Origin of the sequence: Desulfurobacterium atlanticum (assembly GCF_900188395.1) — a bacterium.
Taxonomy (GTDB): Bacteria; Aquificota; Aquificia; order Desulfurobacteriales; family Desulfurobacteriaceae; genus Desulfurobacterium_A; species Desulfurobacterium_A atlanticum.
Genome location: NZ_FZOB01000007.1, coordinates 54,128 through 79,128, shown reverse-complemented (window position 1 = coordinate 79,128; position 25,001 = coordinate 54,128). Strand labels below are relative to the sequence as shown.

Below are 25,001 nucleotides of genomic sequence, written 5' to 3'. Positions count from 1 at the left end.
TCACATCCTGAAAGAAATTCTTTCAACAACTCTACTTCCTGCCACACTTCCTCTAAAGACACCTTTAAAAACAACACCAGCTTTGTCCTTTTTAATCTCACCGTCAAGATTTCCTTTAAAAATGGAACTTTCAAAAGACGCTTTAACCTTCCCATCTTTATACTGAAACTTTCCGCTTATACTCCCAATACTTATACCGTTGTAATAACCTTTTAAAACCTTAATCTGACCTTCAAGGTTTCCTTTGAGAGTTTCAACAGAAACCACTCCCTTACAGGTTAAATCTCCAGTTCCCCTCACCTGTCCGTTATCAAAGATAAACGGCAACCTGTTTAAATTCACAGAAAGTTTCCTGTCTAAAAAACTAAAAGTTGAAAAACTATCGTTATCAAATCTTAAAACAACACTTAAAATTTTATTTTCAACTGTTACAGAATCTATCTTTAATCCTTTAAATTCAACATCATTAAGAGAAATAGAAAACCCGTTTCCTTTTACAGAAGAGACTTTGCCTCCCATTTTAAAAACCAGATTCTCCACAGTAACATCTGCAGGGAAAAAGTAAAGAAATCCAGCAAAACAGAAAGCAACAGCAGTAATAGCAAAAATTAAAAACTTTTTCATTCACCGCCCTCTGAAACAACAAGATAACCTTTAACATCACCTGTAATAGTGTTTACGTTAAGGGAAACAACAGATATACCCTCTTTTTTAAGAGCTTTAAGAAAAGCTGAAAATGTATTAAAAGGAGCATCAGAAACCTTTATTTCAAACCCTTTCTCCATCGGCTTTATTAGAGAGATATACTGTTTCATACCGGTTTTCTGAGCAATATTTGAAATTTGAGAAATTGTAACTTTGCTCTTTTTGCTTTCCAAAGGAATATAAGAAGCAAGAAGCTCTTTAAAGTGGTAATATTCAAAAACTTTTTCCTTTAAAATTTTCCTTTTCCCTTCTGAAAAGTTTAAAGCAGTTGGTAAAACGATAAAAAAGCCACCAAGAATGATAACAGCGTAAATCATAACTATCAGAAGAAACCGCTCCTTCTCCTGAAGAGAAAAAAAGTAGGTTTTAATTTTTCCCACCATTTAATACCGTCCCTGAAGTTTAAATCTCACCTTATCTTTGAAACTAACAGTCTCAACTATTTTCATCTCATAGTTTTTAAGTTTATTTTTAAATTTATCAACAGTATTAATATCAGGAGCTTCTCCTTCTAGAGAGATACTTCTATCAGATACCTGAATTTTTATAAGTTTTACATTAAACGGTTTGCTTTTACCTATCTCATTTAAAACATCAACAGCATCCTTTTTTAAAGTCGGCTTTACTGTAGCCACCATCCCTTTTAGCTGAGAAAAAGGGTCAACAGGAGGAATCCCGGGAAATTTTTGTGCAAAAAGTTTCTTTTCCGCTTCTTTAATCTCATCTATCTTTAAACTGAAAAGATGTCCCCTGTAAAGAAAACCACCTATAAGTAGTGAAAGGAATACAGAAAGCAAAAATGCTCCTTTTAAAAGGGGCATTTCAAAAGATTCTCCTTCCTCTTTTAAGAAGTTTATCTCCCTGTTTTCCAGTATCTGGAGAGCCGAGCCAAGAAGTGGAAGGTTTTCTACAGAAACTCCATCAACTTCAACTTTCTTACCCGTTTCCTGCCCTTTTGATAGATAAACCTTTTCAGGAAGCCCGTTTTTTAACTCTATAACAAAAGCTCCCTTATCCTTCTCAAAAATAAACCTGCCGTCCCGCTCCCCTTTAAACAGCAAGACCCTTAAAAGAGCCACCGCTTCACTGTCAATAACATCAGGCTTTAACGAAGAGAGAGCATCCACCTCCTCTTTAAAAGTTATCACAGTAAACACTCTCACACCTTCAGGTGTATCAAAGAAGATGGAGCGGCTTAAAACCTCTTTTCCCTGAAATAAAGGATTGTGTTTTATCTCTCCCTCAATAATCTTTCTTATCTTTCTCCTGTCACGGAACGGAAAATCGTTTATCCTGAAAGAAGTTTTTTCAACAGGCAAAAGTGCAAAAAGCCTGTCATACTTTTTTTTATCACAAACAAACACTTTACCTTTTAAAGGGTTCACCTCAAAAACAGCTTCACTTTGTCCAAGAACAACTTTAACTATCACCTTATCCTTCTCCAGACCTCTTTAAGCGTTCCACCACTTCTAACAAAAAGAATTTCAACTGTATAACTGGTATCACCAATATCTATCTGTGCCCTTGCAAGAAAATGACTGCTTCTCACATCTGCAAACGGTTTTATCCTATAGATAATATCAGATGTTACACCATCAACGTTAATAAGATCATCAACCTTTTTAAACGGTTTCTTCTCACGATAGGATATTATTTTAGCTGCAAGGTTTTCATCTATTTCACTATCAAGAGCCATAAGAATCCACTTTGATGCTGTGTTTATGTTAACTTTACCGCTGCTCCAGACAGAAAGAAGAGAACGAAGACCCGGCTTAAACTCCCCATCTTCAATCCTTCCGTTATAAATCTCGGGAGTAACTCCTTCTATAAGTTTTATCTCCTCTGTAGTATCAAAAGGAGCGTGCTTTAAACCATCATCAACATCAGAAGGAGCAATCCACTCAATAAGCTTTTCCGTCATTTCAGAACCTATGCCTGTTATCTCAAAAAGTCTGTTAAAAATCTCTCTCGCTTTCTCGTTAACTTTGCCGTTTTCAACAAGAATATTAGGATTCAAGTATCTCTCTTCATCCTCTATCTCAACGTTAAGACCTATCCCATGAAGGGAAAAAGGAACAGGATAGGTCCAGTATTCACCGTAGTAATCCACATTGCTGTCATCATAAGAAAAAAGTGTTATAACACCTGCTGAAATTCCATCAGCAAAAGCCATTATCTGCTCCTTCTGTAAAAGAATATCAGTATATCTTTGCAAAAAATAGGAATCATCGGCTGTCTCTGTAACTGCAACCGTTAAGGATGCAAGAACCATAAGAACAACTATAAGAATCATTTCACCTTTCCGGTTATAATGTATTCTCTCCCGTCAATCTCTACTTTTCCTATACCTTGAAAGCTTCCCCTGTAAGCATCTTTCCACTCACCGTTTACATACACATAAAACTTAACATCAGAAAACCTGCCAATTACAACCTTTCTTTTTCCCTCTTCCCCAAGTCTTCCGTCAGGGTATGGAAACTCTTCATAAACAACTTCTACTGTGCCGTTATCCTTTTTAAACCTGTATTCTGCTCTCACTCCGCAAGGATAGAAAAGGGGAGAAAGAGTGTAAAAGGAAAGAGTGTCGCTGTCAAGAAGAAAATTCTCCCTGCGGGGATTAAAAGAGGAGAAAAGCTGGGCTGAAAGCTGAGAGTAAAAAGATATAGCTTCAGTATCTTTATTCACCCTTGAAGAAAGGGATGCAGAAGAGAAAATTGTTCCAGAAAAGAGAAACTCCACCGCAGAGAATATAACGGCAAACAGCGTAACAACTATAAGAAGCTCAAGAAGAGTAACACCTTTTCTACTTTTCATAATAGTAAAACGTTAAAACCTCTTTTCCATTTTTATCCTTCACAATAAACTTCCTTTCCTTCACTCCTAAATCAAAGGTTTTATCCTTCTCTTCAATAGTAAAACCATTCAAAGTTCCGTTAGCATCTATATCGTATACCTTTCTCTTTATAAGCTGTAAAGCACTGATTCTGCTTTCAGATTGATAAACCCTGTTAGTGCTGTTTGATGCAACATAAAGAAGGACAGAAGCCCCCACCGCAAGAACAGCCACCGCAACAACAACCTCAAGAAGAGTAAACCCCTTTTCTACCGGTCCCATACAGATATATCGTCCTCCGTCCCAAGTTCTCCATCAGGACCCTTTGACTTTAACTCAAAAGGGTGTTTATCAGCAGGAGAGATATACACAAAATCGTTCCCCCAGCCGTCCTTTGGAACAGCATTAAGGTATTGACGCCAGTGGGAAGGGACAGGAGGCGTTTCCGGATTCTCCACAAGGGCTTTCAAACCTTGAGAAGTTGTCGGATACATACCGTTATCAAGCTTATACATCTCAAGTGCTCTCTTTATCTCTTTAAGCTGCACTTTGGTTGTTTTTACCTTTGTTTCATCAACTCTTCCTGTAAGCTTTGGAACAACGATAGCAGCAAGAAGAGAAAGAATAACAACGACAACAAGAAGTTCTATAAGCGTAAAGGCTTTTCTCACTATTTACCTCCTAAAAGTAACTGTGGAATTTAGATTATAGCAAGATTAAAGGCCTAAATATAAAAACTGTGCTAAAATTTCCTTCGTAAGTCTGCAACCTGGGGAATGTAGATGGAAAAATTAAGTAAAATAATTTTTGTTCTTCTCATCCTGTTTGGAGCAGTAAAACCTTCCGCAGGACAAACTCTAAATTGCTCCTGTGAAGCCCTTGGAGAGAGCTATTTCTGCAGTTTTGGAAAAACGCAGGAAGAAGCAAGAAAAAATCTTGCTAAGAACATCTACACCTTTATAAAGTCAAAATCGGTAAAGAAGGTTTCAAAAAACCGTAACGGATACACTAAAAGTTACCGCGGAGAAACTCTGACACTTACAGAGCTTCCACTTATAGGTGTCTCAATAAAAAGGTGTAATGGATATTATATAGCGTTTATCAGTAAAGCTGATTACAGAAACGGCATAAAAACTCTATACCTTAACCTTGTTAAATCAATAAAGACAGCAAGCTCTTTTAAACAGATAGAGGAGATAAAAGAACAACTATTCCAGATATCAAAAGTTGGAGCCCTTACAGGAGTTAAATTGCCCATCAATCTTTATTACGAAACACTGAATGAAAAATATATATCCCTTACAAAAGCAGCAATAAAGGATACAGAACTAAAATTAAATGAATATATACTGCTTGTTTCTGAAAACAGAATGGATTTTGACCAGTTTAACGAAAAAGTAACAGAGAGTATCAACAACCTGAAAAAATTAAAAGAAAAAGTAAAATCGTGTAAAGAGTGCACTCTTTTAATTGACACCACAATCACGAATCTTTCATCAGGAAAGCACAAAGTGTATGAAAAACTTCCCGGAAAAATCACAATATTTATAACAAAAGGGGAAGGTACAATCTATGTAAACGGGGAGAGAAAAGGAAACGCCGTCACCATAGAAGACCTCCATGAAAGAGATTACAGTATCAAAGTTGAAGGATATAGAGATTACGAAACAAGAGTTTTTACTGTTAAAGTAAAAAAGGGAAGAGAAATAAAAAAAGAGATAAAGCTGTGGAACTTTGAGAAAACTTTTAATCGCTCAGTAAAAATTGGTTTCAGTTCCTCGTTTAACACAGGTTATCTGGAATACCACCAGTTTTTCAATTTTAAAAATGTTCCACTTTTCAAACTTTTCTGGAATATTTCTGCCGGACACAGTTTTTCTCGTTCAGGAACAGAAATCAGGGCAGGATTAGGCCTTAAGCTTTTCAGAAAAAACGAGAAAGAGTTTTTATGGATGGCTGGAAACAAGGTTATCTCTATTTCAACCGGTGTTTTTATAGGATACTACGGATTTAACGATAAAGAGGATGCAAGTTTCAGTTTTGTAAGGCCTTTTCTGTCTTTTGAGCTTGGAATGAATGAATACTTTGGAATTGAAGCTGGTGGATTTTATCAAAATATCCTTGGCAAAGATGAAGAGATTAATCCACCCCACGGGGGAATTTTCTCATCCTGTAACATTTACTTCTAAAATCTGGTAAAATTGACAACATAATGAACTGGAGAAAGTACAAACATAAAATTAAAAGTCTATTTTCAATAAGGTTTTACATTAAAAAGCTGCTTGAACTCAGAGAGCAACCTGAAGAAGCAGCCAGAGGATTGGCACTTGGCGTTTTTATAGGATTTCTACCTGTAAATGGATTTCAGGTCTTGATAGCCATTACCATAGCCACATTAGCACGAGTAAGTAAAGTAGCTGCCGCAATAGGAACACATGTTACAAATCCGTGGACTACTGTTCCAGTATTAATAATTGATTACTACGTGGGATGTTCCATCCTGAAGTTTATTGGTATAAAGGTAGCACCGATATCTTTAAAAACCATATCTGTTTCTAAGCTTCTTTCAACCGGTATTTCCCTTATTGTTCCAACATTTGTTGGTGGTATTTTTCTGGGAATCATTTTCTCAATTCTTTCCTACTTCGGATTTAAGAAATTCATTGTCTCCTTTAAAAACAGAAAAAAGGAGACTGTTCAGAGTGCTTGAATTTTCAAAACTTGAAGGAACAGGTAACGATTTCATCATAATAGATAATAGAGAAAATTGGATTTCAAATTTCCTGAGCGAGAAAAATATTCCAATAGAAGTGTTCGTAAAAACTGTATGCAACAGAAAAAAGGGAGTGGGAGCTGACGGCCTCATTTTAATAGAGAACTCTGAAACTGTTAATTTCAGGTGGCAGTTTTTCAACTCTGACGGTTCTACAGCCACCATGTGCGGAAACGGAGCACGGTGCGCAGCAAGGTATGCTTATGAGAAAGGTATAGCACCAGAAAAGATGCAGTTTGAAACAGGAGCCGGGATAATAAAGGCAACCGTCAGCTGCAAAACAGTAAAAGTTCTTCTTACAAGACCCTACGACATAAATCTCCATTTGAAAGTCCCTACTGAAAGCAAGGAAATAGCCGGTGCTTTTCTTAATACCGGTGTGCCCCATTTTGTAATTTTTGTGGATAATATAGAAAACGTAGATGTCAACTCTATCGGAAAGGAAATTAGATATCACAAACTTTTTCAACCTGAAGGAACAAACGTAAATTTTGCAGAGTATAAAAATGGAAAGCTTTACGTAAGAACTTATGAACGGGGTGTGGAAGGAGAAACTCTTGCCTGTGGCACAGGTTCTGTTGCATCAGCTATCGCTTTTTCAAAACTTTTCGGTGCCACCTCCCCTGTAAAAGTATTAACCCGCTCCGGCGAAGAGTTGACAGTATATTTTGACGAAAATCTAAAAGAAGTTTATCTTGAAGGAAACACTTCATGGATATGTGATGGAACAATCAAGGAGGAAATTCTTGGATAAAATCGCTCAGTTAATTCATTTCTTAAATGAAATAGGTTATGAGGAGATAAGGATAAAGATGGATAAAGAGGAAATAGAAGAACAAAAACCTTTACACAGAAACACAGAAGAATTACTTGAAAAACTTAAAGAAGAGATTTTAAAGTGTAAAAAATGCCGCCTTGCCCAAACACGAACAAACGTTGTATTTGGAGAGGGAAACCCGAAGGCAAATCTTATGTTTGTTGGAGAAGCACCGGGAGAACAGGAAGACCTGCAGGGGAGACCTTTTGTTGGAAGGGCAGGCCAGCTTCTCACAAGGTTTTTAAACCTCTTCGGAATAGACAGGGACAGGGTTTATATAACCAACATCATAAAGTGCAGACCACCAAAGAACCGTAACCCTAATCCTGATGAAATAAAAGCATGTTACCCCTACCTTGAAAAACAGATAGAGATAATAAAGCCAAAAGTTATCATCTGCCTTGGCGCTTTTGCTGCAAGAACAATACTCAATCTTCCAGAAAAAACAGCCATCTCAAAAATAAGAGGAAAAGAGTTTAACATCAACGGAATTACAGTAATTCCAACATTCCACCCCGCATATCTGTTAAGAAATAGAAGGGGAGAATCTGACTTCCAGAAAGACCTTGAGCTTGGCCTGAGAAAAGCTGGAATGATTTAGATGGTAACAACAGTGGTTTTCTCTTTTGGAATAACCGCAACTGTTTATCACGATTCAAATTTAACAGTAAAAAAGGTGGAGCTTTCTGCTAAAAAAGGTAAAGATTCAGGTTCGGAAATTCTGATAGGCAGGTTTAAACGTTTTGAATCAAGCGGAAAAATTGAAGGAGTAGAAATAGAAATTTCTAAATTAACACCCTTTCAGCAAAAAGTTCTGGAAATTGTCAAAAATATTCCACCGGGAAAAACAGTAACTTACAAAGAAGTAGCAAAACTTATCAACACTCATCCAAGAGCAGTTGGGCAGGCTTTAAAAAGAAACCCGTTCCCTCTTGTGATACCCTGCCACAGAGTGGTGGCAAGAGACGGAAAGGGAGGCTTCTCTGCCGGAGTAAAACTTAAAAAGATTCTCCTGCATCACGAAAAATCACTTCTCAACCATTTTTCTCAAGCCACCTGAAAGCTAAATAGGATAAAACGGCTGTTCCAACAGGAAGAGCATCTTCATCAATATCAAACTTTGGGCTATGGAGCGGAAATGTTGTTCCCTTTTCACGATTTCCAGTGCCAAGACGAAGGTAAACCCCGGGAACAAATTTAAGATACTCAGCAAAATCTTCTCCGCCCATAGAAGGTTTTTTTAGATACACAAAATTCTCCCTTCCCAACAGTTTAACAATCTCTTCAATAGTAAAAAGAGCCGTTTTTTCATCGTTTATAAGCGGCGGAGTTCCTTCCTGATAGTTAAATTCATACTTTCCACCGTAGGCAGTTGTAATCCCTTTTAAAGCCTCTTCAATCCAGATAGGTATTTCTTTCCTTATCTTTTCATTTAACGTTCTAACTGTCCCTTTAAGTTCAACAACTTCAGGAATTATGTTTTCCGCTTCTCCACCTTTAATCGTCCCTATTGTAAGAACAACCGGGTCAAGAGGATCAACCCTGCGGCTTACAATATGGTGAAGTGTATTAACAACCTGAGAAGCAATTAAAACGGTATCTATTCCCTTATGAGGTTTTGAAGCGTGGGTTCCTTTTCCAAAAATTTTTACTGAAAACACATCAGAAGATGCAAGAACAGGACCTGTACATGTTGCAACTTTACCTGTTTCAAGCTCAGGATTTACATGAATACCAAAAATCACATTTACATCCGGATTCTTTAAAACTCCCGCATCTATCAACCTTTTAGCACCGCGGCAGTCCTGTCTCTCCTCACACGGCTGAAATATAAGTTTTACATTACCTTTAAGTTGATTTTTAATATTCACAAGAAGTTTAGCAGCACCTAAAACCATCGCCACATGAGCATCGTGACCGCAAGCGTGCATTACCCCTTCAACTTTAGAAGCGTAAGATTTTCCCGTTTCCTCCTTTACCGGAAGAGCATCCATATCAGCACGAAGGGCAACAGTTTTATCTCCCTTTCCCTTTATAATTCCCACCACACCTATTGTTCTTCCAAAACCCTCATAAACTTCATCAACTCCTATCTCTTTTAGCGTTTCTGCTACAAACTCTGAAGTTCTAAACTCCCTGCCGGAAATCTCAGGATATTGATGGACAATTCTTCTGTAGTTAACTATAAAATCTTTTATCTTTTTTGCTTCTCCTATAAAATTCATAACCCAATACCTCACAGAGAGTGTTTGAAAATTCTCATTTGTTTCTAAAAGGTATTGAGATTCTTCGGCTGCAAAGCAGCCTCAGAATGACGAAGAAAGTCATCCTGAGGGCAAAGCCCGAAGGATCTCTTAAAGTTCATAGCCATTTTTCAAACAGCCTCATACCTCACAAGACAAAATTGCACCTACAAAATATAGGTCATTATAAAATAAAAACGCCCCGACAGTGTCGGGGCTAAAACTAAACTACACACTGAAGCTAAGCAACAGGATAAGCAACCGGTGGCCTTTCTTCAAGAAGCCTTATGTTGGAAGCCCCTTCCGGAAGGGGAACAACTTTTTCTCTTTTAACCCATCTCTCAGGCAGATGAATGGTTCTATCTCCTATATGAATAACTGTAGGCCGTATATTTGCCTCATAAACGATTTTAACTCCATAAACTTCCCTGCCAAACCTGTTTTTAAACACTCCAGGACCTTCCATTTTAATGTTACGTGCTGTTCCGGGAATATAAATTCTCTTTGCGTATTCTCTGTTTCTCTTTGGATGTTTATAAACAAGCCAGAGAACCTTTCCTTCTTTATATTTTGCCTCTGTTGGTATGTACTTCTGAGCTTTCTCCTCCTCTTCAAGAAGCCTTTCAACATACTGCTCAAGCGTTTCATCCTCTCTTATATCACTCTCATCCCAGACTTCATAAATCACTTTCCATCCGTTAACTTCAGAAATTATGTTAGCAAGCTTAACGGTTCTTTCCTCCTCCACTTTAACAATCTCATCAATCTTATCAAGAATTTCTTCAAACCTTTCTCTAAAATCTTTAAGGTGGGTAATCGCTACAATTATATCAGCCTGCTTTTTCAACTTTGTCAGAAGCTCGGAAGAATCAGCAAGTATCATACCTTTTCTTATGCAGCAAAAATCTCTACGAAGTTCTTCAAGAATCTCCGGAGAAAGTTTTAAATCAACTACTGTTTCCTGAATCTCTTTTATAATCTCCTGTGGAATCTCTTTCAGTCTCTCCTCTATTGTCTTTTCATCCCTGCCCCACGGATCGTAACTTTTTCCCCAGTTGTTGTATGCAGAAACGTAATTTGCAAGACGAACAGTTACCCTGTTTTCCTCAAGAGCAACCTCCCTGAGTTTTTCAATCATAGGTCCAAACTTTTTAAGCCAGAAAGGAGAATAGGTCAGCGTGCAAAGATAATCAGAACGTTTTTTTAAATCGGTAAGCTCTTCAACAGAGCTTACCTCAAGCATTTCGTCTCTGATGATACAGTTGATTCTTTTTATATCCTCTGGTGTTTCAACCTTTCCGTAGATTCTTCCCATTTTTCCCTCCCCAAATAAGGTTTAGTTAAGTTTATCAAGAGCTTCAAGAACAAGAAGACCTGCTTCGTTTATGCTGTTTTTACCAACAAGTTTAGCATTTTTCAAAATAAGAAGTTCTTTTCCAAAGGTTTCCTCATCAAGTCCCGAAAGCTTAATCGCCTCTTTAAGATTTTTAGGAAGGACTCTTATCTTCTGCTCTTTCACATAAAGAGTTCCTACCTTCCTCAAAGCATCAAGCACCCTGACACCAAGAGGTGTTATTGGATTACCAAAGCCTTCAGGCGTCCCTGCAAGTGCTCTCTTAATCAAACTTCCAACCTCTGTTAAAACAATTGCTCTATTTGGAAGAATATCTATATAACCTCTTGCTTCAAGTTTATTAATCGCAAACTCTATCTCCTCATGCCAGGTTTCATCAAACTCTTCGTAAAGATTATCAATAAAGTAACCTCTTTCCGGTATCTTATGAAGCACCTGAAGTTCAAATCGTGTAATGTGAGGAAGTCTTTTAGCTTTATAAGCAACTTCTTCATAAAGCTTTCCGGCTTCTGTTGGCTCTCCACCACCAACAAGCTGAGCATTCACTGCTTCTTCATACCAATCAACATTCGGCGCACCAAAAACCCTGTGTTTAATGGTTATAGACTTAACAGCAGTAGATGAGATTCTTCTGAAACCTCTCCTCTTCATATCTTGAAGAATCTTTTCTCCCCACTCTGTTAACCTGTGAACTTTTTTACCATTGTGGTCTGACGACTTAATAATTCCGAAAGATTCCAGGGTATAAAGACTCTCCTGAACAATATCAAAGAGTTTCTCATACCACTGATTACCCTTTTCATAAAAGCTTTTAAACAGCTCTTCTGCCGTTTTAACCTCTTCAAACTTTTTCTTAATTTCTTCTTTCTTTTGATAACCTAAATCCTGATACAGCCTTCTACCGTAATGTTCAAGTACATGTTTGTACTCTTTTAAAGGCTTATAGAAAAGATAGTGAACGAGCTCTTCCACAGTTGGAACAACTTCCGGATTCTCCTTATTTTTCTCCCACACTTCCTCTATTCCTTTTAAAAGCTCTGCATCTATTGCTTCCACATCCACCGTTTTCACAGGAAGAGACTCTCTATCCCTCCACACTCTATAAACTTCAAGCAAAGCTTCTCCCGCAGGTAAAAGCTCTCCTTTATCATCAACAAGTGCAAGTTCCCAGAGAAGCTCTTTTCCTTCTTCATCAACAGCGTCTATACCCTCATCAAAACACTCTGCCAGCGTATCCATAATGTCCTCAGAAATAATCACATCCCTTACAGGGGGTATAAGCTCACACGCCTGTTTAACCTTCTCTCCCAATGCCGTGAATGTATAAACATCAGAAGTCGGTACAGAAAAAGCTATCAATCTCATAGATTCAAGAATAAGAGGGAATCTACTTTCTCCTTTTATAAAGGAACTTTCCGCCGGACCGGTTGGAGCGTTTTTAATAAATTCCTTCAATTCCCTACTCACTATAAGGCGTGGAGTTGCATTGTTAAATATGTCCATAATAGCTTTTCCGAAATCATTTACAACTTTAAAAGTTCCCTTTTTCTCAATCTTCTTCTCTTCAACAAATCCTCTTTTTGAAAGTTCCTTTTCTATGAGACCACCACAGATATCTCCATTTTTTATAGAAGCATCTATCATTGCAATAACTTCTGTTCCGATCCATCTAAACTCATCATCCCACTTTTCAGGATGAGCTATTAGACCTTTTTCTACCATTTCAGAAAGAGTATTTACAAGGACTTCTCCCCAATAGGTTAAAACATACTCAAAAGGATTACCCATCCTTGCAAGATTTGCCATTTCAAGCTCTATAAAAGGAGCTTCTTCACCTTCAGGCACAGTATAAAACTTGCCTTCTTCCATCTCTTTCAATCTCATAAGGGCAAGAGCATGTTCTTTTCTGATTACCATATCCACCTCCGGATTCTGAAATTTTTATCATTTTTATTATTCCATATTGTAAGATATATCAAATATTGTTTGAAGTCAACTAAAATATTAATAAAAATTACATTGACAACGATATTTTAGATTATTAAATTAGATCACGTTAGAAAACATAACACAAAGGAGGAGGAAATGAGAAAGCCAGCGACTCTATTAGCACTACTAACCACCATAGGGCTTATCCTTGGATGGAGTATAGGAACATTTTTCACAGGAGTTAGTGTTGCCAAGGTAGTAGCTTCCATCCCGGCATCCCCTATAGTTACAAATGTAACCTACAACAAGGAAAAACATGAACTAACCTATGAGATGCTAAACCCGGGAGGGATGCCCCTTACAATTGTGGAGGAATCTTTCATCTTCACACCCGGCAAAAACTCTAAAGAAAAAGGATATGTTCTATCAAACATTCCTGTAAAAGTAGTTCTTGCACCAGGTGCTGTAACAAAAGTTGTTTTAAAGCTTAAACCCGGCACCGAAAAACTTGAAATTGGAGATGCTGTTCTTGCAACATTTACCTACGTAACACCTGTTACCAGAGACCTTTACACAATAATTCATCCATTCACGATGGGAGAAAAGACACCAAAACCAAACTTCTCACAAAAATTAAAAAAGGAGGAAGGTAAATAATGAATAAAGAAAGGATTTTATGGTGGTTATTCATGATACTTTTCGGAATAGCCGTTGCCGCTGCTGCATTTGGATTTGCCGCGCTGATAATGATTGCAGCATCAAACCCTGAAACTGCCGCATTCACAATAGGACTTATAGGATTCTGGTTGTTTGCAAACAGACTGATATTCGGCTACGGTAGTGTTGCAAATATGGCCTCACAATTCCTCAAAGGAGAGGAAATCAGTAAAGAGAACCTTATAAACAAAGTGAAAGAACCTGTTGAGAAAATAAAAGAGCTAAGCATCGCTTCTCTTCTTACCATCTGGTACAACTCCCTTGAACCGTTCAAATACACCTATTACATGGGATTTTTCCTTCTGCTGACACTTACCCTGATTTTTGAAATGAACATAATAGTGGCAGCACCGATAGCTCTTGTTGTAAAAGCTTTAACATTTGGAGCTGCGATACCAACCCTTCTTGTGTGGGGACTTGAACTTTTAGCTGGATACTACATAGCCCAAATCGTAAAAAAAGTAGCTGAAGAGATGAAATAAAATTTGGAGGAGGATCTTCCTCCTCCATTTGCAAATTTACACTGAATTTACATATATTTATTCTCGTCAGAACTTTAAAGCATATCAGGAGAAACTGATGAGAAGATTCATGTTTAAATCAAAAATACACAGAGCCACGGTAACGCAGGCAGACCTTCACTATGAAGGCAGCATAACAATAGATGAATCTCTTATGAAAATAGCTGATATTCTTCCGTATGAGAAGGTTGATATATACAACATTACAAACGGTGAAAGATTTTCAACCTACGTAATTCCAGGAGAGCCAGGAAGTGGAGTAATTTGTCTAAACGGTGCTGCTGCAAGAAAAGCCCAGGTAGGTGATAAAGTGATAATAGTCTCTTACTGTGAGCTTGAAGAGAATGAAATAGAAAACTTTGAACCAACAGTGGTTCTTGTAGATGAAGAAAACAAACCTGTAAAAGTATCTTCAAGTTCAGGTGGGTTAATGGTCTAAATTTTCATGCCTTCATGTAGAAATCCAAAAAGAATTAAAACTATTCCTGTTAACTCCCCTAAAATTAGCAGAATAAACCCTGTTGAGGTTTCTTTAAAAACAGATCTATCACCTGCAAACAGGGTTAAAAACCATTTAAACAGTGTATTTACCGTAGCAGCTAAAAATATACCAATTACCGCTACAAAAACCCCTATTTCGTTTGAAGCAGAAAGTTTTGCAAGGGATAAAGTTATGGCATCCACATCTGAAAGACCAGAAATAGCAGAAACCGCAAAAAGACCCCATGCTCCAGCGTATTTAACAGCAAATTTCGTAATAAAAAGGATAACTCCAAAAAGAAATCCAAATTTCAGGGCATTTGAAAGCTCATAAGGATTATGAACTTCTATTTTCTCTCCCTGCTTCGTTTTGAGTTTCGCATTTTTAAACACAAAGACAAACCCCAAAGTGGTAGCCATCAGACATGGAAGAATAAAATACTTTAAAAGCACAGGGCTTACTATAAAGATAAGAATAAGTATTCTTAAAAACATTATTGCAGAAGCTCCCACAATACCTGCAGCATACTCTTTAATAAATAAAGGAGTTCTTTTAGCATATTTGGAAAGAGTTACAGCAACAGCTGTACTTGAAACAAGACCTCCTATTAAGCCTGTAATAACAGAACCTTTTTTGCTTCCCACAAACTTTGTAAGTATATACCCAACAAAATCTATAGAAGATATAACAACTACCATAGCCCAAACATCTTTAAGATTAACTCCAAATAAGGGTTTATCAGGAAAAAGTGGATAGATGATAATAGAAACAACGGCAAACTTTAAAAACGCAACAAAATCTTCAAGGGTTATATGTTTAACAAAATCATGCATCTGCTTTTTAAAGGTTAAAACAGAAAACACAGCTATTGAGATAACCGCTGAAAGCTGAAATTCTCTAAAAAAAGAAAGAATACCTACAAGATAGGTTAAAAGGGCGGCAAACTCCGACGTTAATCCCGATTCCTGTTCATGTTTTTGAGCCCAGAGAATAAATGAAGCTACCGTAAGAAAAGATACAGGAAGCAGAAAAGAATAACCTCTACTTGAAATATCAGCAGAAACAGTTCCTATAAGAGAAAGCAGAATAAAAGTTCTTATTCCCCCGAAAGCCGGAGTTCCTTCTCTCTGCTTTTTATATTCTCTCTCTATTCCTATCAAACCACCAAAAAGTACAGACATAAAGTAAACCTGAAACTGCTCCATCAAAGGGGTAGAAACAAAGCTTTTAAGCATTTCTATCATTTCAATCCTTCTAAAAGCACTTTTCTCATCACTTCAACAGGAGCTTCTTTACCGGTCCAGATTTTAAAAGCCCTTGCTCCCTGATGAATAAGCATTCCAAGACCGTTTATGGTTTTTGCACCTTTTGATTTTGCCACTTTTAAAAGTTTTGTTTCAAAAGGTTTGTAAATAATGTCAACCACAACCATATAAGATTTTATATGGTTGTAATCAAATAGGAATGGGTCATCTTCTTCCATTCCAACAGATGTTGTATTTATTAGAATGTCAAACTTATCAATAACAGAATTTATGTTTAAAAGAGAAACTGTATTTACATCACCAATTCCTTTTAACTTATCAGCGAGACTCTCTGCTTTTTCAATTGTTCTGTTCGCTATTACAATCCTGTTAACTCCACTTTTTAAAAGGGCATAAGCGATAGCCTTCGCTGAACCACCTGCCCCGATAATAAGAACTTTTCTGTCTCTAACTTCAATACCTTCTTCTATAAGAGAATCAACAAATCCATCTCCGTCAGTATTGTAACCGTAAAGTTTTCCATCAATGTTCTTTACCGTATTAGCCGCTCCCATAAACTCAGCAGTCTTATCTATACTATCAAGATAGGGAATAATTCTCTCTTTAAGCGGAACTGTAACATTTACTCCCTTAATGTTCATAGCCTTCAAGCCTTCTACCGCTTTATCAAGATTTTCCGGAGAAACTTCAAAAGGTACATAAACAGCATCTATGCCAAGTGCCCTAAACGCTGCAGTTTGCATTAACGGTGAAAGAGAGTGTTTAACAGGAAAGCCAAATATTCCATAAACTTCAGTTTTACCCGTTATTCTCATCTTCCATCATCTCCTTTAGCCAAATTTTAAGCTGTTTTTCAAAACCTATCCCGTCATCAGTGTAAAATTTCCTGTCTTCAGACAGATATTTCTGCTTCACGTAATGGCGAGGAAAATTATGAGGATAAAGATATCCTTTCCCGTGATTAAGCTTCTTTGCTCCCTCATAATGGGAATCCTTCAAATGTAAAGGAACTGGCAGAATATCCCCTGACTCAACCGCTTCAAGAGCCTTACCAATAGAACGGTAAACAGCGTTGGATTTTGGACTCATGGCAAGGTAAATTGTAGCCTGTGCAAGTGTTAATGCAGCCTCTGGCATTCCTATCTTTGAAACTATGTTCATTGCGGCGTTTGAAATGAGAAGGGCTTCTGGATTGGCATTTCCTATATCTTCCGATGCCAGGATAACAAGCCTTCTTGCTATAAACATAGGGTCTTCACCGCCCTTTAACATCCTTGCAAGATAGTAAAGGGCAGCATCAACATCACTACCCCTGACAGATTTTATAAAAGCGGAAATAATATCGTAATGGTAATCCCCTTTGCCGTATCCGGTAGTTTCTCCGTATGCTACCTCTTCAATTATCTCCCTGGTAATTTCTGCTCCAACCGGCACAAGGGATGCTATCTCCTCAAGAAAATTAAGAGCTTTCCTTCCATCTCCACCGCTCAGCCGTGCAATAAGCTCAAGATTTTCTTCGGAAATTTTAAGTTTTTTATCTCTTAACCCTCTTCTATCTGTCAAAGCCCATCTGAGAAGCTTTTTTATCTCTTTAACAGACAGAGGATTAAACTTATAAAGCTTTACACGAGAGCGAAGAGCCGGAACAAGGGAAAAGTAGGGATTTTCCGTTGATGCCCCTACCAGAATAACGTTTCCAGCTTCAATGTCTGGCAATAGGGCATCCTGCTGAATTTTATTGAAACGGTGAATCTCATCAATAAAAAGTATAGTTTTCTTTCCTAATTCAAAGTTTGCTTTTCCTCTTTTTAGAGCTTCTTTTATCTCTTTTATGTTTGAAGTTACAGCGTTAATTTCTATAAACTCTGCCCTGGACAGTTTTGCAATAAGTCTTGCAAGAGTTGTTTTTCCCGTTCCCGGTTCCCCCCAGAATACTGAAGACTTAACAGCGTCTTTCTCTATCAAATTTCTTAAAGGTTTACCTTTACCGAGAATGTGGGACTGACCTATGAACTCATCAAGTGTTTCAGGCTGAAGTCTGTAAGGAAGTGGACGTTTTCCTTTTGAAAAGAGAGTTTCCATCATTTTCCTTTAAACTTCTCAAGAATTTCTATAACTTCACTATCATCTGTTTGTGGAAACTGACTGTAAAACTGCCCCACAGCCCTGAAAAACGGAGCAGGATATAAAACTATAAGATCATCAACAATAGACCTGAACTCGTCAACCTTTTCAGCCGGCATGACAGGAATTGCCAGTATAATCCTTCTCGGTTTTTTGTTTTTTAGTTCCATAATAGCTGCTTTAACTGTAAGCCCTGTGGCTATTCCGTCATCAACAAGAATCACATCTCTATCCTTCATATTAATATCACTTACCCTGAATTTTTCCTTTCTCCTTTTTATCTCCTCCATCTCTTCAAAGGCTTTTTTCTCAATATATTCTCTGGTGATTCCAAGCCGCGCCGCTACATCATCTGTAATATCAGGATTCAAGAGAACAAAGCCGCTTTCTGTTACAGCACCTATCGCATACTCTTCATTGAAAGGAGCTCCTATTTTTCGCGGGAAGATAAGGGTTAAAGGTGCATTTAAAGCTTCAGCCACAGGTTCTGCCACAACAACTCCCCCTCGCGGGATAGCAACAACAACCGGTGAAACAAGAGTTCCATCATATTTATTTATAATGGCTTCTGCAAGAAGCTTTCCTGCTTCTTTTCTGTCTGTAAAGACCATAATTTCCCTCTCAAATATTTCCTGCTGAAATCAAATAAATTTCACAATAGAAAGGAAAGGCCCCTCCCAACCTCTTCTGGAAATCTCCAGGAGGTGTGGAGATGGGAGAGCACCTTCCTAATTAAGATAGTAACTATTAGTATGTTCTGGCAACTATAAAATCTGCTATCTCTTTAAGGGAATTTTTATAAATAGAATCATCTATATCATCAAGCAAAGCCTTGGCTTTCCCAACATACTCCCTTGCAAGAGATAACGTTTTATCAACCCCACCCCGCTCTATAACGATTTCCCTTATATAATTTATATCACTTTTTGATGGATTTTGAGAGTTGAAAATTTCTTCAACCCTATTTTTCTCCTCTTCTCTTAAAGTATCACGAACAGCTATAAAAGGATATGTTATTTTTCCTTCCCGAATATCGTTTCCAGCAGGTTTTCCTATAGTTTCTTCATCTGAAATATAATCAAAAGCATCATCAACAAGTTGAAACGCATACCCTATAAATTTTCCAAAGTCCCTCATGGAAAGCTTTTGCTTCCTGTCAGCACCACCGATAATAGCTCCAGCTTCACAACAGGTTGAAAGGAGAGATGCAGTTTTACGATAGATAATGTCAAAGTAATCTTCTTCTGTTAAATCCACATTACCTATCATCTCAAGCTGTTTAAGTTCACCTTCTGACATATCCCTTATAGCATCAAGGGCTCTTTGAAGAACCTCAACACCTCCGTATGTGGCAAATGTTGAAACTCCCTGAGCAAACATATAATCACCTACAAGAACAGCCACATCATTGCCAAAAACTGCATTTGCAGAAGGCTTTCCGCGCCTTAAAGAAGCTCCGTCAACAATATCATCGTGAAGTAGAGTAGCCGTGTGAATATACTCCATCGCAATGGCTACAGGAATTAACTTTTTATCGTCAGGATTGAAAAGTTTCCCAGAAAGTATGGTTAATCCAGGTCTTACCCTTTTTCCACCGCTATTAAAAATATAACCGCCCGCTTCAAGAACAGATTTAACATCAGACCTTAAAAGATTCTCAGCAAACTCTTCACAGGCGTAGAGTTCATTTTTTATAACTTCAAACGGTTTAAATATCTTCATAAGCCCCTTCCTAAACTATTTTTCTGCTTCCAGGTTTTTCAAGGGGTATCTTTCCTTCTCTACATATAGGGCAACTTTCAGGCTTATATGCAGGAACTTCAAGGCTCCACAAAGTTACAAAGGGAACCCCAAAATCCACACTTCCCCCGCTTCTATCAACAAGACTTGCCACTGCGACAACTTCTCCACCGCAGGATTTTACCACTTCCATTGTTTCTTTTGTTGATTTTCCTGTTGTAACAACATCTTCAACTACAAGTGCTTTTTCTCCAGGTTTTATTTCAAATCCTCTCCTTAAGATAAGGTTAACACCATCTTTTCGCTCGGCAAATATTCCCCTTACCCCAAGGTGCCTTGCTGTTTCATAGGAAACGATAATTCCACCTATTGCCGGGGCTATTACAAAATCTATCTCAACATCAAGCTCCTTTACCTTATCACCTATCTCCCTGCATAAAATCTCGGCAAATTCTGGATATTGCAAAACTTTAGCACACTGAAGATAGTAAGGACTGTGAAGACCGCTTGAAAGAAGGAAATGACCTTCTAGGAACGCATCTGTTTTCAGGAATATCTCTTTTATTTCCTCTTCTGTAAGCATGTAAACCTCCTAAAACTGTTTACCAGAAAAACTGTTTCAAGATTTTAGCAGAATTTGCAATTTTTCCCCTGATATGTATCTCTTTCAATAAATCTCTCTCTTATTCTGTTTATCAATCTATTTTTTGAATTTTGACTGCACCATGAAGGAGCAATTAAAAGTTCTGAAGGAGCTTCTCCGGTAATACGCTGAACTACAGTATCAGGATGTAGCCTCTCTATAAAGTCAACAACAAGGTCAACATACTCTTCCTCTTTCATGAGAGAAAAAGGATAGTTAAGATAAAGCTTTTCTAAAGGGGTCCCTTTTATCACGTGTAAAGGGTGTATTTTCACTCCATCAATCTTTAAAGCTGCGAGGATGTCTGCTGTTTCAAGCATCTCTTCCCTTGTTTCAACAGGAAGCCCTAAAATTATGTGAACACAAATGTTTATTGAAGGAAACTTTCTTGTAAGATTAAAAGCATTTAGAAAATCTGAAAATCCGTGACCCCGATTCATCCATTGAAGCGACTTAAAGTGAGGACTTTCAAGACCGTACTCTATCCACACAAGATAATTCTCGGTATAACTATTTATGAGCTTAAGCACTTCATAAGACACAGCATCCGGTCTTGTTCCTACTATAATTCCCACCACTTCGGGAAAATTCTTTATCTCATCATAGATTTTTTTCAGCTTTTCAATCGGAGCGTATGTGTTGGTATAAGCCTGAAAATAGACGAGAAACTTATCAGCTTTATACCTTTTTCTGGCTCTTTCTATCCCTTCCTCTATCTGCTCCCTTATACCCTTTTGCCGCTTTTCAGGATTGTATTCAGAACCAGAATAACAGTAGATACACCCCTGAATTCCTTTTGTTCCGTCTCTGTTTGGGCAGGTGAATCCGGCGTCAACTGTAACCCTAAAAACCCTCTCCTTGAATATCTCTTTTAAATAATTGGAGAAAGTTTTAAATCTAATTTCCACCTCTGCCTCTTAAATATTGATGTGAGGAGCAGCAAATTTACTACTCTTTACTCCTCCTCTTCTTCCTCAAACTCAAGACCTATAGGGACAAGTTCAGCTACATCTTCTATTTCCCACTCTTTTAGCTTATCCTGAGCTTCTTTTTCGCACTCAAGAGGAACAGAAATGAAGAATCCTTCACCTGATTGACGGCAGTGTTCAGCTATAGCTTTGGCTCTCTCTTCTGCTAAAGAGGAATTCAATGATTCACAATCTTCTACCTGAACGGCTATCTGATACTCAACCTCTTCATCCTTATAAACAGCAAGAAAATCAGGTTTATACTCTTCATCTGTTTCAACATCATAAACCTCAAAACCTTCCATCTCAAGAACTGTTGCCATCAGTTCTGCCAGTTCCTCTCTTTTAAGTTTCTCTTCCATAATTCCTCCAGTTTCAAAACACGTTTAGGTTAATTTATAACCGAAGGAAACTATTTCCACAAAAACAGCGTTAAAATCATAAAGAAATAGAAACTGGCAGTTTTTCAAAAATAATATTCAAAGTCTCAACAGCTATGTCTGCAGTAACTCTTCCACATCTTTCACTTCTTAAAGGACTTCTCACAGGTATTCCTGTTTTACGGGTCCAGTTTAAAATTGAATCCCTGCAAAGTATTGAATCGGCACTTGCCTTTGGAACAGCAGTTCCATTACCTCCATAATGTGGTAGCGGAGTTTCGTTGTGAAATTTTATTATCTTTTTTGCAGCTTCTTCAAAATCCGATTCTTCAAGAAGAAGAGAGAACAGCACAAACGCACCTGTAACAGCTCCGCAAACAGCCCCCCATTTAAAAGGCAGTTCCTTTTTAATTTCCATAACTTTCTCAAAATCAATATCAATTCCAAGAGCAGCTGAAACAGACGTTATGACACCAAATTCACACCCTACCTTTTTATAACCTTCATAGGCATTCTTTGCAATCTCTTCAAAATCCACATCTTCCCTTTTTATCTCCCTTTTCCCACAAATGTTTCTGTAAAACTCCATATTCTTAACGATTGAAGAAAACTCCATACAATCCTCCTGAAAAACTTGGTTATCTGTAATATATGAATTATACGATTAATATCAACTCTACTGACTAAAACTCTCCTCACTAAAAAGATGAAAGTTCGTATGGTAAAATTTTTTATTATGAAACTAATATTGAAGGTTATTCTATTCTTCACAGCGGTAACAGTATCTGCATACGGGAAAGGGTGCCCTAAGATCGGCGATGTTGAAAAACAGCTTTTACTAACATTTAGGAAACCCATAAAGGTAAAAGCTGTCTATCCTATTGGTATTGATGGATTCTGCAGGGTTATCACACAGGAAGGAAACTTTTTTATAGATGAAAAAGCACGTTACCTTATTCAGGGTCTGATATTCAAGCTACCGGATAGAAAAATTGATAAAGAGTTTATGAATTTTCTTGAAAAATCGGTAAGTTTTGAAGCGGGAGAAGGTAAAAGATATGTTTATGTAATAGTTGACCCTGAATGTGAAGCGTGTAGAAAAAGCAGTAAAAAGATGAAGCTGTTTTTTGAAAACGGAATAAAACTGAAATTTATACTTGCTCCGTTCTCCTCAAAAGAGGCTGAAGAAAAAGCCATAAAGTTTATCTGTTCTCACGGAAACATAAAAAACTTTATGGAAGGAAACTACAGAGGGAAAGTGTGCACCTCAGGAAAATTGAAGGTATGGAGCACAATGGACAAACTTAAAGCAAGAGGTTTAACCTCTACTCCTGTTTTCATCACCGAAAACGGAAACGTATACTTTGGAGAAAACAGCGTGAAAGAAGTAATTAAAGAGTACGAAAAGAAAGAGGGGGCAAAGCCCCAGAATTAGTTATCTAAAGGATATACACTTACAACTTTCTTATTTCTTCTTCTTTCAAACTTAACGATACCATCAACAAGAGCAAAAAGAGTGTAATCTTTACCCAATCCAACATTTGCACCTGGATGGATGCTTGTTCCTCTCTGCCTTACAAGAATGTTTCCGGCTTTTACAACCTGTCCGTCGTGCCTTTTAACGCCAAGTCTTTTACCAATAGAATCTCTACCGTTCTTGGTAGAACCCATACCTTTCTTATGTGCCATGATAAACCTCCAGTTAGCTTACAATCTCTTCAATTTTAAGCTCTGTAAAGTGCTGGCGATGACCAGCTTTCCTCTGGTAATGCTTTTTAGCTTTGTACTTAAAAACTATAATTTTCTTTCCTTTTCCGTGTCTTACAACAGTAGCTTTAACTTTAGCATTTTTAACTTCTTCACCAAGTTTCACAGAACCATCATCATTTCTTATCATAAGAGTTTCAAGTTCAACCTCTGAACCCTCAGGTAGGTTTATCTTTTCAACCTTTAAAACCTGACCGGGTTCAACTACATACTGTTTCCCGCCAGTTTTAACAACTGCATACATTACGAGCCCTCCAAAAAAAAGAATTTAAAGCGGAAGTGTAATTTATAACAAAACCCCTATTTAGGTCAAGAGTAAATATTCCTTATTTACATAAAACTTTACCGTTCAGAAGTAATATATTTACTAGTCGGAAAATTTCCAGTAGAAAGGAGGAAAATAATGAACAGAATCTATCAGATGGAAAGGGTAGAAACAAGAGATTTTAATGCCTTTTTGTCAAAAGTGTTTCTCAACATGTTTTTAGGACTACTACTTACAGCTATCTCAGCTTATATGACCCTTGCTATAGGTCTTTGGGCAAAAATAGGCACTTTCGGGCTTATAGGATTTGGAATAGCAAGTTTTGTTCTTGTTATTTTAACAGGAGTTTTAAGAAACAACGGGATCTTTGCAGGTATAACTTTTTACCTTTTCTCTGCCCTTGAAGGAGTAATGCTTGCCCCAATATTCTATGTTTATACCGGAGCATCAATCATAACGGCATTTGCCTCTGCCGGATTTCTCTTTGGAATAATGGCCATTCTTGCATTAACCAAAAAAGTGGATTTCAGAAAATTTGGCACCTATCTCTTTGTCGGTCTGATAGGAGTCGTAATTGCATCCCTTCTTAACGTATTTCTTATCAAATCTGCAGGATTTGGGATCGTTATAAGTGTAATTACGGTTATAGTGTTTTTAGGCCTTACAGCTTACGACATTCAAAGGCTTGAAGAGATGGCATACACAGATGGCAATGCGTTTTTCGGTGCACTTGCTCTTTATCTTGACCTTATAAATCTCTTTCTTGCACTTCTAAACCTTTTTGGTGAAAGAAGAGATTAAAACATTAGGTGAAATGGTTCCCCTTTTCCCTTTTATATCCTTGACGATTAAACACCTTCCGTCTATATTTAAAACTGAACTTAATGAAATCTAAAACATCTTTTTAAGGGAGGGAGTGATGTTTGGAGGATTTTTTGGAAGAAGAGGCGGATACGATCCATTTGAAGATTTCTTCAGAATCTCAAAAGAGATGGAAAGAATGCTTGCTGAACTTACAAGAGGATTTGGAGAAATTCCCGGATTTGAAATGGGATTTGAACCAAAGATAGAGATGTATGAAACACCTGATGAGCTTGTTGTAAGAGCGGAAATGCCTGGAATAGACAAGGACAGTATAGATGTAAGAGTCAGAGGAAACCACCTTATAATCCGTGGTGTCAAAAAGCAGGAGCAGAAGGAAGAAAAAGATAATGTGTTCTTCAGTGAAACATTTTATGGAGAGTTTCAAAGAATTATACCTCTTCCAGTAGAGGTAAAAGAAGAGGGAATAGAAGCAACCTATGACAGGGGCATTCTTGAAATAAGACTTCCAAAAGCTGACTCTGCAAGAAAAGAGGTTAAAATTATCGTAAAAGAGCCAGAAGAAAAGGGGAACAAAGGAAAGGAAGAAAAGTAATTTTAAAAATAGTTGGAAATTATGAAAGGGGCGCTCAGGCGCCCCTTTTGTTTTTTAAG

The 25,001-nt window shown here is 37.5% G+C and carries 32 protein-coding genes; 11 read left to right on the top strand and 21 right to left on the bottom strand.

The genetic code is table 11. The annotated features are described in order from the left end of the window. Genes CHB58_RS06035 through gspG form a run of 7 tightly spaced genes read right to left on the bottom strand, consistent with a single transcriptional unit; the run spans position 1 to position 4,209 of the window. Positions 1-624: a hypothetical protein gene (locus tag CHB58_RS06035; RefSeq protein ID WP_089323211.1), complete on the bottom strand. Its 624-nt coding sequence runs from the start codon at positions 622-624 to the stop codon at positions 1-3. Beyond that, the gene (gene gspM / locus CHB58_RS06030; RefSeq protein WP_089323210.1) at positions 621-1,088 is read right to left on the bottom strand and encodes a type II secretion system protein GspM; all 468 of its coding nucleotides are present in this window, start codon (positions 1,086-1,088) and stop codon (positions 621-623) included. The genes CHB58_RS06035 and gspM overlap by 4 nt, the downstream gene beginning before the upstream one ends. Beyond that, entirely contained in the window at positions 1,089-2,135 is a 1,047-nt protein-coding gene (locus CHB58_RS06025; RefSeq protein WP_089323209.1) for a hypothetical protein, read from the bottom strand. Further along, positions 2,132-2,998: a type II secretion system minor pseudopilin gene (locus CHB58_RS06020; RefSeq protein ID WP_089323208.1), complete on the bottom strand. Its 867-nt coding sequence runs from the start codon at positions 2,996-2,998 to the stop codon at positions 2,132-2,134. The genes CHB58_RS06025 and CHB58_RS06020 overlap by 4 nt, the downstream gene beginning before the upstream one ends. Continuing rightward, the gene (locus CHB58_RS06015; RefSeq protein WP_089323207.1) at positions 2,995-3,519 is read right to left on the bottom strand and encodes a prepilin-type N-terminal cleavage/methylation domain-containing protein; all 525 of its coding nucleotides are present in this window, start codon (positions 3,517-3,519) and stop codon (positions 2,995-2,997) included. The genes CHB58_RS06020 and CHB58_RS06015 overlap by 4 nt, the downstream gene beginning before the upstream one ends. Continuing rightward, positions 3,509-3,820 carry a prepilin-type N-terminal cleavage/methylation domain-containing protein gene (locus CHB58_RS06010; RefSeq protein ID WP_089323206.1) on the bottom strand — a complete coding sequence of 104 codons (312 nt, stop codon included), beginning with the start codon at positions 3,818-3,820 and terminating at the stop codon, positions 3,509-3,511. The genes CHB58_RS06015 and CHB58_RS06010 overlap by 11 nt, the downstream gene beginning before the upstream one ends. Continuing rightward, positions 3,808-4,209, bottom strand: a complete 402-nt coding sequence (gene gspG / locus CHB58_RS06005) for a type II secretion system major pseudopilin GspG (protein ID WP_089323205.1) — start codon at positions 4,207-4,209, stop codon at positions 3,808-3,810. Before gspG ends, CHB58_RS06010 begins: the two co-directional genes overlap by 13 nt. A 111-nt stretch (positions 4,210-4,320) precedes the next feature. On the opposite strand from gspG, the gene CHB58_RS06000 reads away from it, so the two are divergent. The 5 genes from CHB58_RS06000 to CHB58_RS05980 are packed head-to-tail and all read left to right on the top strand — an operon-like array spanning position 4,321 to position 8,188. Continuing rightward, positions 4,321-5,727 (top strand): peptidase associated/transthyretin-like domain-containing protein, encoded by a 1,407-nt coding sequence (locus CHB58_RS06000; RefSeq protein ID WP_089323204.1) that lies wholly within the window; start codon positions 4,321-4,323, stop codon positions 5,725-5,727. A 23-nt stretch (positions 5,728-5,750) separates the two neighbouring features. After that, on the top strand, positions 5,751-6,248 hold the full coding sequence (locus tag CHB58_RS05995; RefSeq protein ID WP_089323203.1) for a DUF2062 domain-containing protein: 498 nt from the start codon (positions 5,751-5,753) through the stop codon (positions 6,246-6,248). Further along, positions 6,241-7,065, top strand: coding sequence for a diaminopimelate epimerase (gene dapF, locus CHB58_RS05990; RefSeq protein ID WP_089323202.1), 825 nt, complete (start codon positions 6,241-6,243; stop codon positions 7,063-7,065). The genes CHB58_RS05995 and dapF overlap by 8 nt, the downstream gene beginning before the upstream one ends. Continuing rightward, entirely contained in the window at positions 7,058-7,729 is a 672-nt protein-coding gene (locus CHB58_RS05985) for a uracil-DNA glycosylase (protein WP_219350089.1), read from the top strand. Before dapF ends, CHB58_RS05985 begins: the two co-directional genes overlap by 8 nt. Continuing rightward, entirely contained in the window at positions 7,730-8,188 is a 459-nt protein-coding gene (locus CHB58_RS05980) for a methylated-DNA--[protein]-cysteine S-methyltransferase (RefSeq protein WP_089323200.1), read from the top strand. It abuts the gene before it with no gap. Here the strand turns inward: CHB58_RS05980 and CHB58_RS05975 are convergent. The 3 genes from CHB58_RS05975 to CHB58_RS05965 all read right to left on the bottom strand — a co-directional run bounded on the left by CHB58_RS05975 (position 8,163) and on the right by CHB58_RS05965 (position 12,642). Beyond that, positions 8,163-9,353 (bottom strand): M20 metallopeptidase family protein, encoded by a 1,191-nt coding sequence (locus CHB58_RS05975; protein WP_089323199.1) that lies wholly within the window; start codon positions 9,351-9,353, stop codon positions 8,163-8,165. The two genes, CHB58_RS05980 and CHB58_RS05975, sit on opposite strands and share 26 nt — an antisense overlap. A 259-nt stretch (positions 9,354-9,612) precedes the next feature. Then, positions 9,613-10,686 (bottom strand): hypothetical protein, encoded by a 1,074-nt coding sequence (locus tag CHB58_RS05970; RefSeq protein ID WP_089323198.1) that lies wholly within the window; start codon positions 10,684-10,686, stop codon positions 9,613-9,615. Between the two features lie 21 nt (positions 10,687-10,707). Then, positions 10,708-12,642, bottom strand: a complete 1,935-nt coding sequence (locus CHB58_RS05965) for a DUF505 domain-containing protein (protein ID WP_089323197.1) — start codon at positions 12,640-12,642, stop codon at positions 10,708-10,710. A 168-nt stretch (positions 12,643-12,810) separates the two neighbouring features. Here CHB58_RS05965 and CHB58_RS05960 point away from each other — a divergent pair, with 168 nt between their 5' ends. From CHB58_RS05960 to panD, 3 genes are all read left to right on the top strand, one after another. Then, on the top strand, positions 12,811-13,311 hold the full coding sequence (locus tag CHB58_RS05960; protein WP_089323196.1) for a hypothetical protein: 501 nt from the start codon (positions 12,811-12,813) through the stop codon (positions 13,309-13,311). After that, complete coding sequence (locus CHB58_RS05955) at positions 13,311-13,853, top strand: hypothetical protein (RefSeq protein ID WP_089323195.1); 543 nt, start codon at positions 13,311-13,313, stop codon at positions 13,851-13,853. The genes CHB58_RS05960 and CHB58_RS05955 overlap by 1 nt, the downstream gene beginning before the upstream one ends. A gap of 97 nt (positions 13,854-13,950) precedes the next feature. Further along, a complete protein-coding gene (gene panD, locus CHB58_RS05950; protein WP_089323194.1) occupies positions 13,951-14,331 on the top strand; it encodes an aspartate 1-decarboxylase in 381 nt (126 codons plus the stop codon). On the opposite strand, the gene CHB58_RS05945 is transcribed toward panD, so the two are convergent. The 9 genes from CHB58_RS05945 to CHB58_RS05905 form a co-directional block, all read right to left on the bottom strand. Beyond that, positions 14,328-15,617 carry an MgtC/SapB family protein gene (locus CHB58_RS05945; protein ID WP_089323193.1) on the bottom strand — a complete coding sequence of 430 codons (1,290 nt, stop codon included), beginning with the start codon at positions 15,615-15,617 and terminating at the stop codon, positions 14,328-14,330. The two genes, panD and CHB58_RS05945, sit on opposite strands and share 4 nt — an antisense overlap. Further along, positions 15,614-16,453, bottom strand: a complete 840-nt coding sequence (locus tag CHB58_RS05940) for a shikimate dehydrogenase (RefSeq protein WP_089323192.1) — start codon at positions 16,451-16,453, stop codon at positions 15,614-15,616. The genes CHB58_RS05945 and CHB58_RS05940 overlap by 4 nt, the downstream gene beginning before the upstream one ends. After that, entirely contained in the window at positions 16,437-17,720 is a 1,284-nt protein-coding gene (locus CHB58_RS05935) for a replication-associated recombination protein A (protein ID WP_219350088.1), read from the bottom strand. Before CHB58_RS05935 ends, CHB58_RS05940 begins: the two co-directional genes overlap by 17 nt. Further along, on the bottom strand, positions 17,720-18,373 hold the full coding sequence (locus tag CHB58_RS05930) for a phosphoribosyltransferase (protein ID WP_089323190.1): 654 nt from the start codon (positions 18,371-18,373) through the stop codon (positions 17,720-17,722). Before CHB58_RS05930 ends, CHB58_RS05935 begins: the two co-directional genes overlap by 1 nt. Before the next feature lie 136 nt (positions 18,374-18,509). Next, complete coding sequence (locus tag CHB58_RS05925; RefSeq protein WP_089323189.1) at positions 18,510-19,484, bottom strand: polyprenyl synthetase family protein; 975 nt, start codon at positions 19,482-19,484, stop codon at positions 18,510-18,512. Between the two features lie 10 nt (positions 19,485-19,494). Then, complete coding sequence (gene pyrE / locus CHB58_RS05920; protein WP_089323188.1) at positions 19,495-20,085, bottom strand: orotate phosphoribosyltransferase; 591 nt, start codon at positions 20,083-20,085, stop codon at positions 19,495-19,497. A gap of 44 nt (positions 20,086-20,129) precedes the next feature. Continuing rightward, the gene (gene mnmL / locus CHB58_RS05915) at positions 20,130-21,053 is read right to left on the bottom strand and encodes a tRNA modification radical SAM protein MnmL/YtqA (RefSeq protein WP_245807349.1); all 924 of its coding nucleotides are present in this window, start codon (positions 21,051-21,053) and stop codon (positions 20,130-20,132) included. 47 nt (positions 21,054-21,100) lie between these two features. Further along, positions 21,101-21,475: an LSm family protein gene (locus tag CHB58_RS05910; RefSeq protein WP_089323187.1), complete on the bottom strand. Its 375-nt coding sequence runs from the start codon at positions 21,473-21,475 to the stop codon at positions 21,101-21,103. Positions 21,476-21,551: 76 nt separating this feature from the next. Further along, a complete protein-coding gene (locus CHB58_RS05905; RefSeq protein WP_089323186.1) occupies positions 21,552-22,109 on the bottom strand; it encodes a C-GCAxxG-C-C family protein in 558 nt (185 codons plus the stop codon). 102 nt (positions 22,110-22,211) lie between these two features. On the opposite strand from CHB58_RS05905, the gene CHB58_RS05900 reads away from it, so the two are divergent. Then, positions 22,212-22,928 carry a disulfide isomerase DsbC N-terminal domain-containing protein gene (locus CHB58_RS05900; RefSeq protein ID WP_219350087.1) on the top strand — a complete coding sequence of 239 codons (717 nt, stop codon included), beginning with the start codon at positions 22,212-22,214 and terminating at the stop codon, positions 22,926-22,928. Here the strand turns inward: CHB58_RS05900 and rpmA are convergent. Both rpmA and rplU read right to left on the bottom strand, forming a co-directional pair. Further along, the gene (gene rpmA, locus CHB58_RS05895) at positions 22,925-23,182 is read right to left on the bottom strand and encodes a 50S ribosomal protein L27 (protein ID WP_089323184.1); all 258 of its coding nucleotides are present in this window, start codon (positions 23,180-23,182) and stop codon (positions 22,925-22,927) included. The genes CHB58_RS05900 and rpmA overlap by 4 nt on opposite strands. A 13-nt stretch (positions 23,183-23,195) precedes the next feature. Further along, positions 23,196-23,504 (bottom strand): 50S ribosomal protein L21, encoded by a 309-nt coding sequence (gene rplU, locus CHB58_RS05890; RefSeq protein WP_089323183.1) that lies wholly within the window; start codon positions 23,502-23,504, stop codon positions 23,196-23,198. Positions 23,505-23,663: 159 nt separating this feature from the next. Between rplU and CHB58_RS05885 the strand changes: the two genes are divergently transcribed. Together CHB58_RS05885 and CHB58_RS05880 are read left to right on the top strand one after the other, a co-directional pair. Continuing rightward, positions 23,664-24,326: a Bax inhibitor-1/YccA family protein gene (locus tag CHB58_RS05885; RefSeq protein ID WP_089323182.1), complete on the top strand. Its 663-nt coding sequence runs from the start codon at positions 23,664-23,666 to the stop codon at positions 24,324-24,326. A 118-nt stretch (positions 24,327-24,444) separates the two neighbouring features. Next, positions 24,445-24,942, top strand: a complete 498-nt coding sequence (locus CHB58_RS05880; RefSeq protein ID WP_089323181.1) for an Hsp20/alpha crystallin family protein — start codon at positions 24,445-24,447, stop codon at positions 24,940-24,942. Positions 24,943-25,001 lie beyond the last annotated feature (59 nt).

Coding starts and splice junctions, on each gene's coding strand:
- CHB58_RS05885 (WP_089323182.1), top strand. CDS start 23,664: ATGAACAGAATCTATCAGATGGAAAGGGTAGAAACAAGAGATTTTAAT.
- CHB58_RS06000 (WP_089323204.1), top strand. CDS start 4,321: ATGGAAAAATTAAGTAAAATAATTTTTGTTCTTCTCATCCTGTTTGGA.
- CHB58_RS05960 (WP_089323196.1), top strand. CDS start 12,811: ATGAGAAAGCCAGCGACTCTATTAGCACTACTAACCACCATAGGGCTT.
- CHB58_RS05935 (WP_219350088.1), bottom strand. CDS start 17,720: ATGGAAACTCTCTTTTCAAAAGGAAAACGTCCACTTCCTTACAGACTT.
- CHB58_RS05910 (WP_089323187.1), bottom strand. CDS start 21,475: ATGGAAGAGAAACTTAAAAGAGAGGAACTGGCAGAACTGATGGCAACA.
- rplU (WP_089323183.1), bottom strand. CDS start 23,504: ATGTATGCAGTTGTTAAAACTGGCGGGAAACAGTATGTAGTTGAACCC.
- CHB58_RS05965 (WP_089323197.1), bottom strand. CDS start 12,642: ATGGTAATCAGAAAAGAACATGCTCTTGCCCTTATGAGATTGAAAGAG.
- CHB58_RS05980 (WP_089323200.1), top strand. CDS start 7,730: ATGGTAACAACAGTGGTTTTCTCTTTTGGAATAACCGCAACTGTTTAT.
- CHB58_RS05930 (WP_089323190.1), bottom strand. CDS start 18,373: ATGGTCTTTACAGACAGAAAAGAAGCAGGAAAGCTTCTTGCAGAAGCC.
- CHB58_RS05900 (WP_219350087.1), top strand. CDS start 22,212: ATGGTAAAATTTTTTATTATGAAACTAATATTGAAGGTTATTCTATTC.
- panD (WP_089323194.1), top strand. CDS start 13,951: ATGAGAAGATTCATGTTTAAATCAAAAATACACAGAGCCACGGTAACG.
- pyrE (WP_089323188.1), bottom strand. CDS start 20,085: ATGCTTACAGAAGAGGAAATAAAAGAGATATTCCTGAAAACAGATGCG.
- CHB58_RS05995 (WP_089323203.1), top strand. CDS start 5,751: ATGAACTGGAGAAAGTACAAACATAAAATTAAAAGTCTATTTTCAATA.
- CHB58_RS05955 (WP_089323195.1), top strand. CDS start 13,311: ATGAATAAAGAAAGGATTTTATGGTGGTTATTCATGATACTTTTCGGA.
- CHB58_RS06020 (WP_089323208.1), bottom strand. CDS start 2,998: ATGATTCTTATAGTTGTTCTTATGGTTCTTGCATCCTTAACGGTTGCA.
- CHB58_RS05975 (WP_089323199.1), bottom strand. CDS start 9,353: ATGAATTTTATAGGAGAAGCAAAAAAGATAAAAGATTTTATAGTTAAC.
- CHB58_RS05945 (WP_089323193.1), bottom strand. CDS start 15,617: ATGATAGAAATGCTTAAAAGCTTTGTTTCTACCCCTTTGATGGAGCAG.
- CHB58_RS06015 (WP_089323207.1), bottom strand. CDS start 3,519: ATGAAAAGTAGAAAAGGTGTTACTCTTCTTGAGCTTCTTATAGTTGTT.
- CHB58_RS05940 (WP_089323192.1), bottom strand. CDS start 16,453: ATGAGAATAACGGGTAAAACTGAAGTTTATGGAATATTTGGCTTTCCT.
- CHB58_RS05880 (WP_089323181.1), top strand. CDS start 24,445: ATGTTTGGAGGATTTTTTGGAAGAAGAGGCGGATACGATCCATTTGAA.
- CHB58_RS05905 (WP_089323186.1), bottom strand. CDS start 22,109: ATGGAGTTTTCTTCAATCGTTAAGAATATGGAGTTTTACAGAAACATT.
- CHB58_RS06035 (WP_089323211.1), bottom strand. CDS start 624: ATGAAAAAGTTTTTAATTTTTGCTATTACTGCTGTTGCTTTCTGTTTT.
- CHB58_RS05925 (WP_089323189.1), bottom strand. CDS start 19,484: ATGAAGATATTTAAACCGTTTGAAGTTATAAAAAATGAACTCTACGCC.
- gspM (WP_089323210.1), bottom strand. CDS start 1,088: ATGGTGGGAAAAATTAAAACCTACTTTTTTTCTCTTCAGGAGAAGGAG.
- CHB58_RS05970 (WP_089323198.1), bottom strand. CDS start 10,686: ATGGGAAGAATCTACGGAAAGGTTGAAACACCAGAGGATATAAAAAGA.
- CHB58_RS06010 (WP_089323206.1), bottom strand. CDS start 3,820: ATGGGACCGGTAGAAAAGGGGTTTACTCTTCTTGAGGTTGTTGTTGCG.
- rpmA (WP_089323184.1), bottom strand. CDS start 23,182: ATGGCACATAAGAAAGGTATGGGTTCTACCAAGAACGGTAGAGATTCT.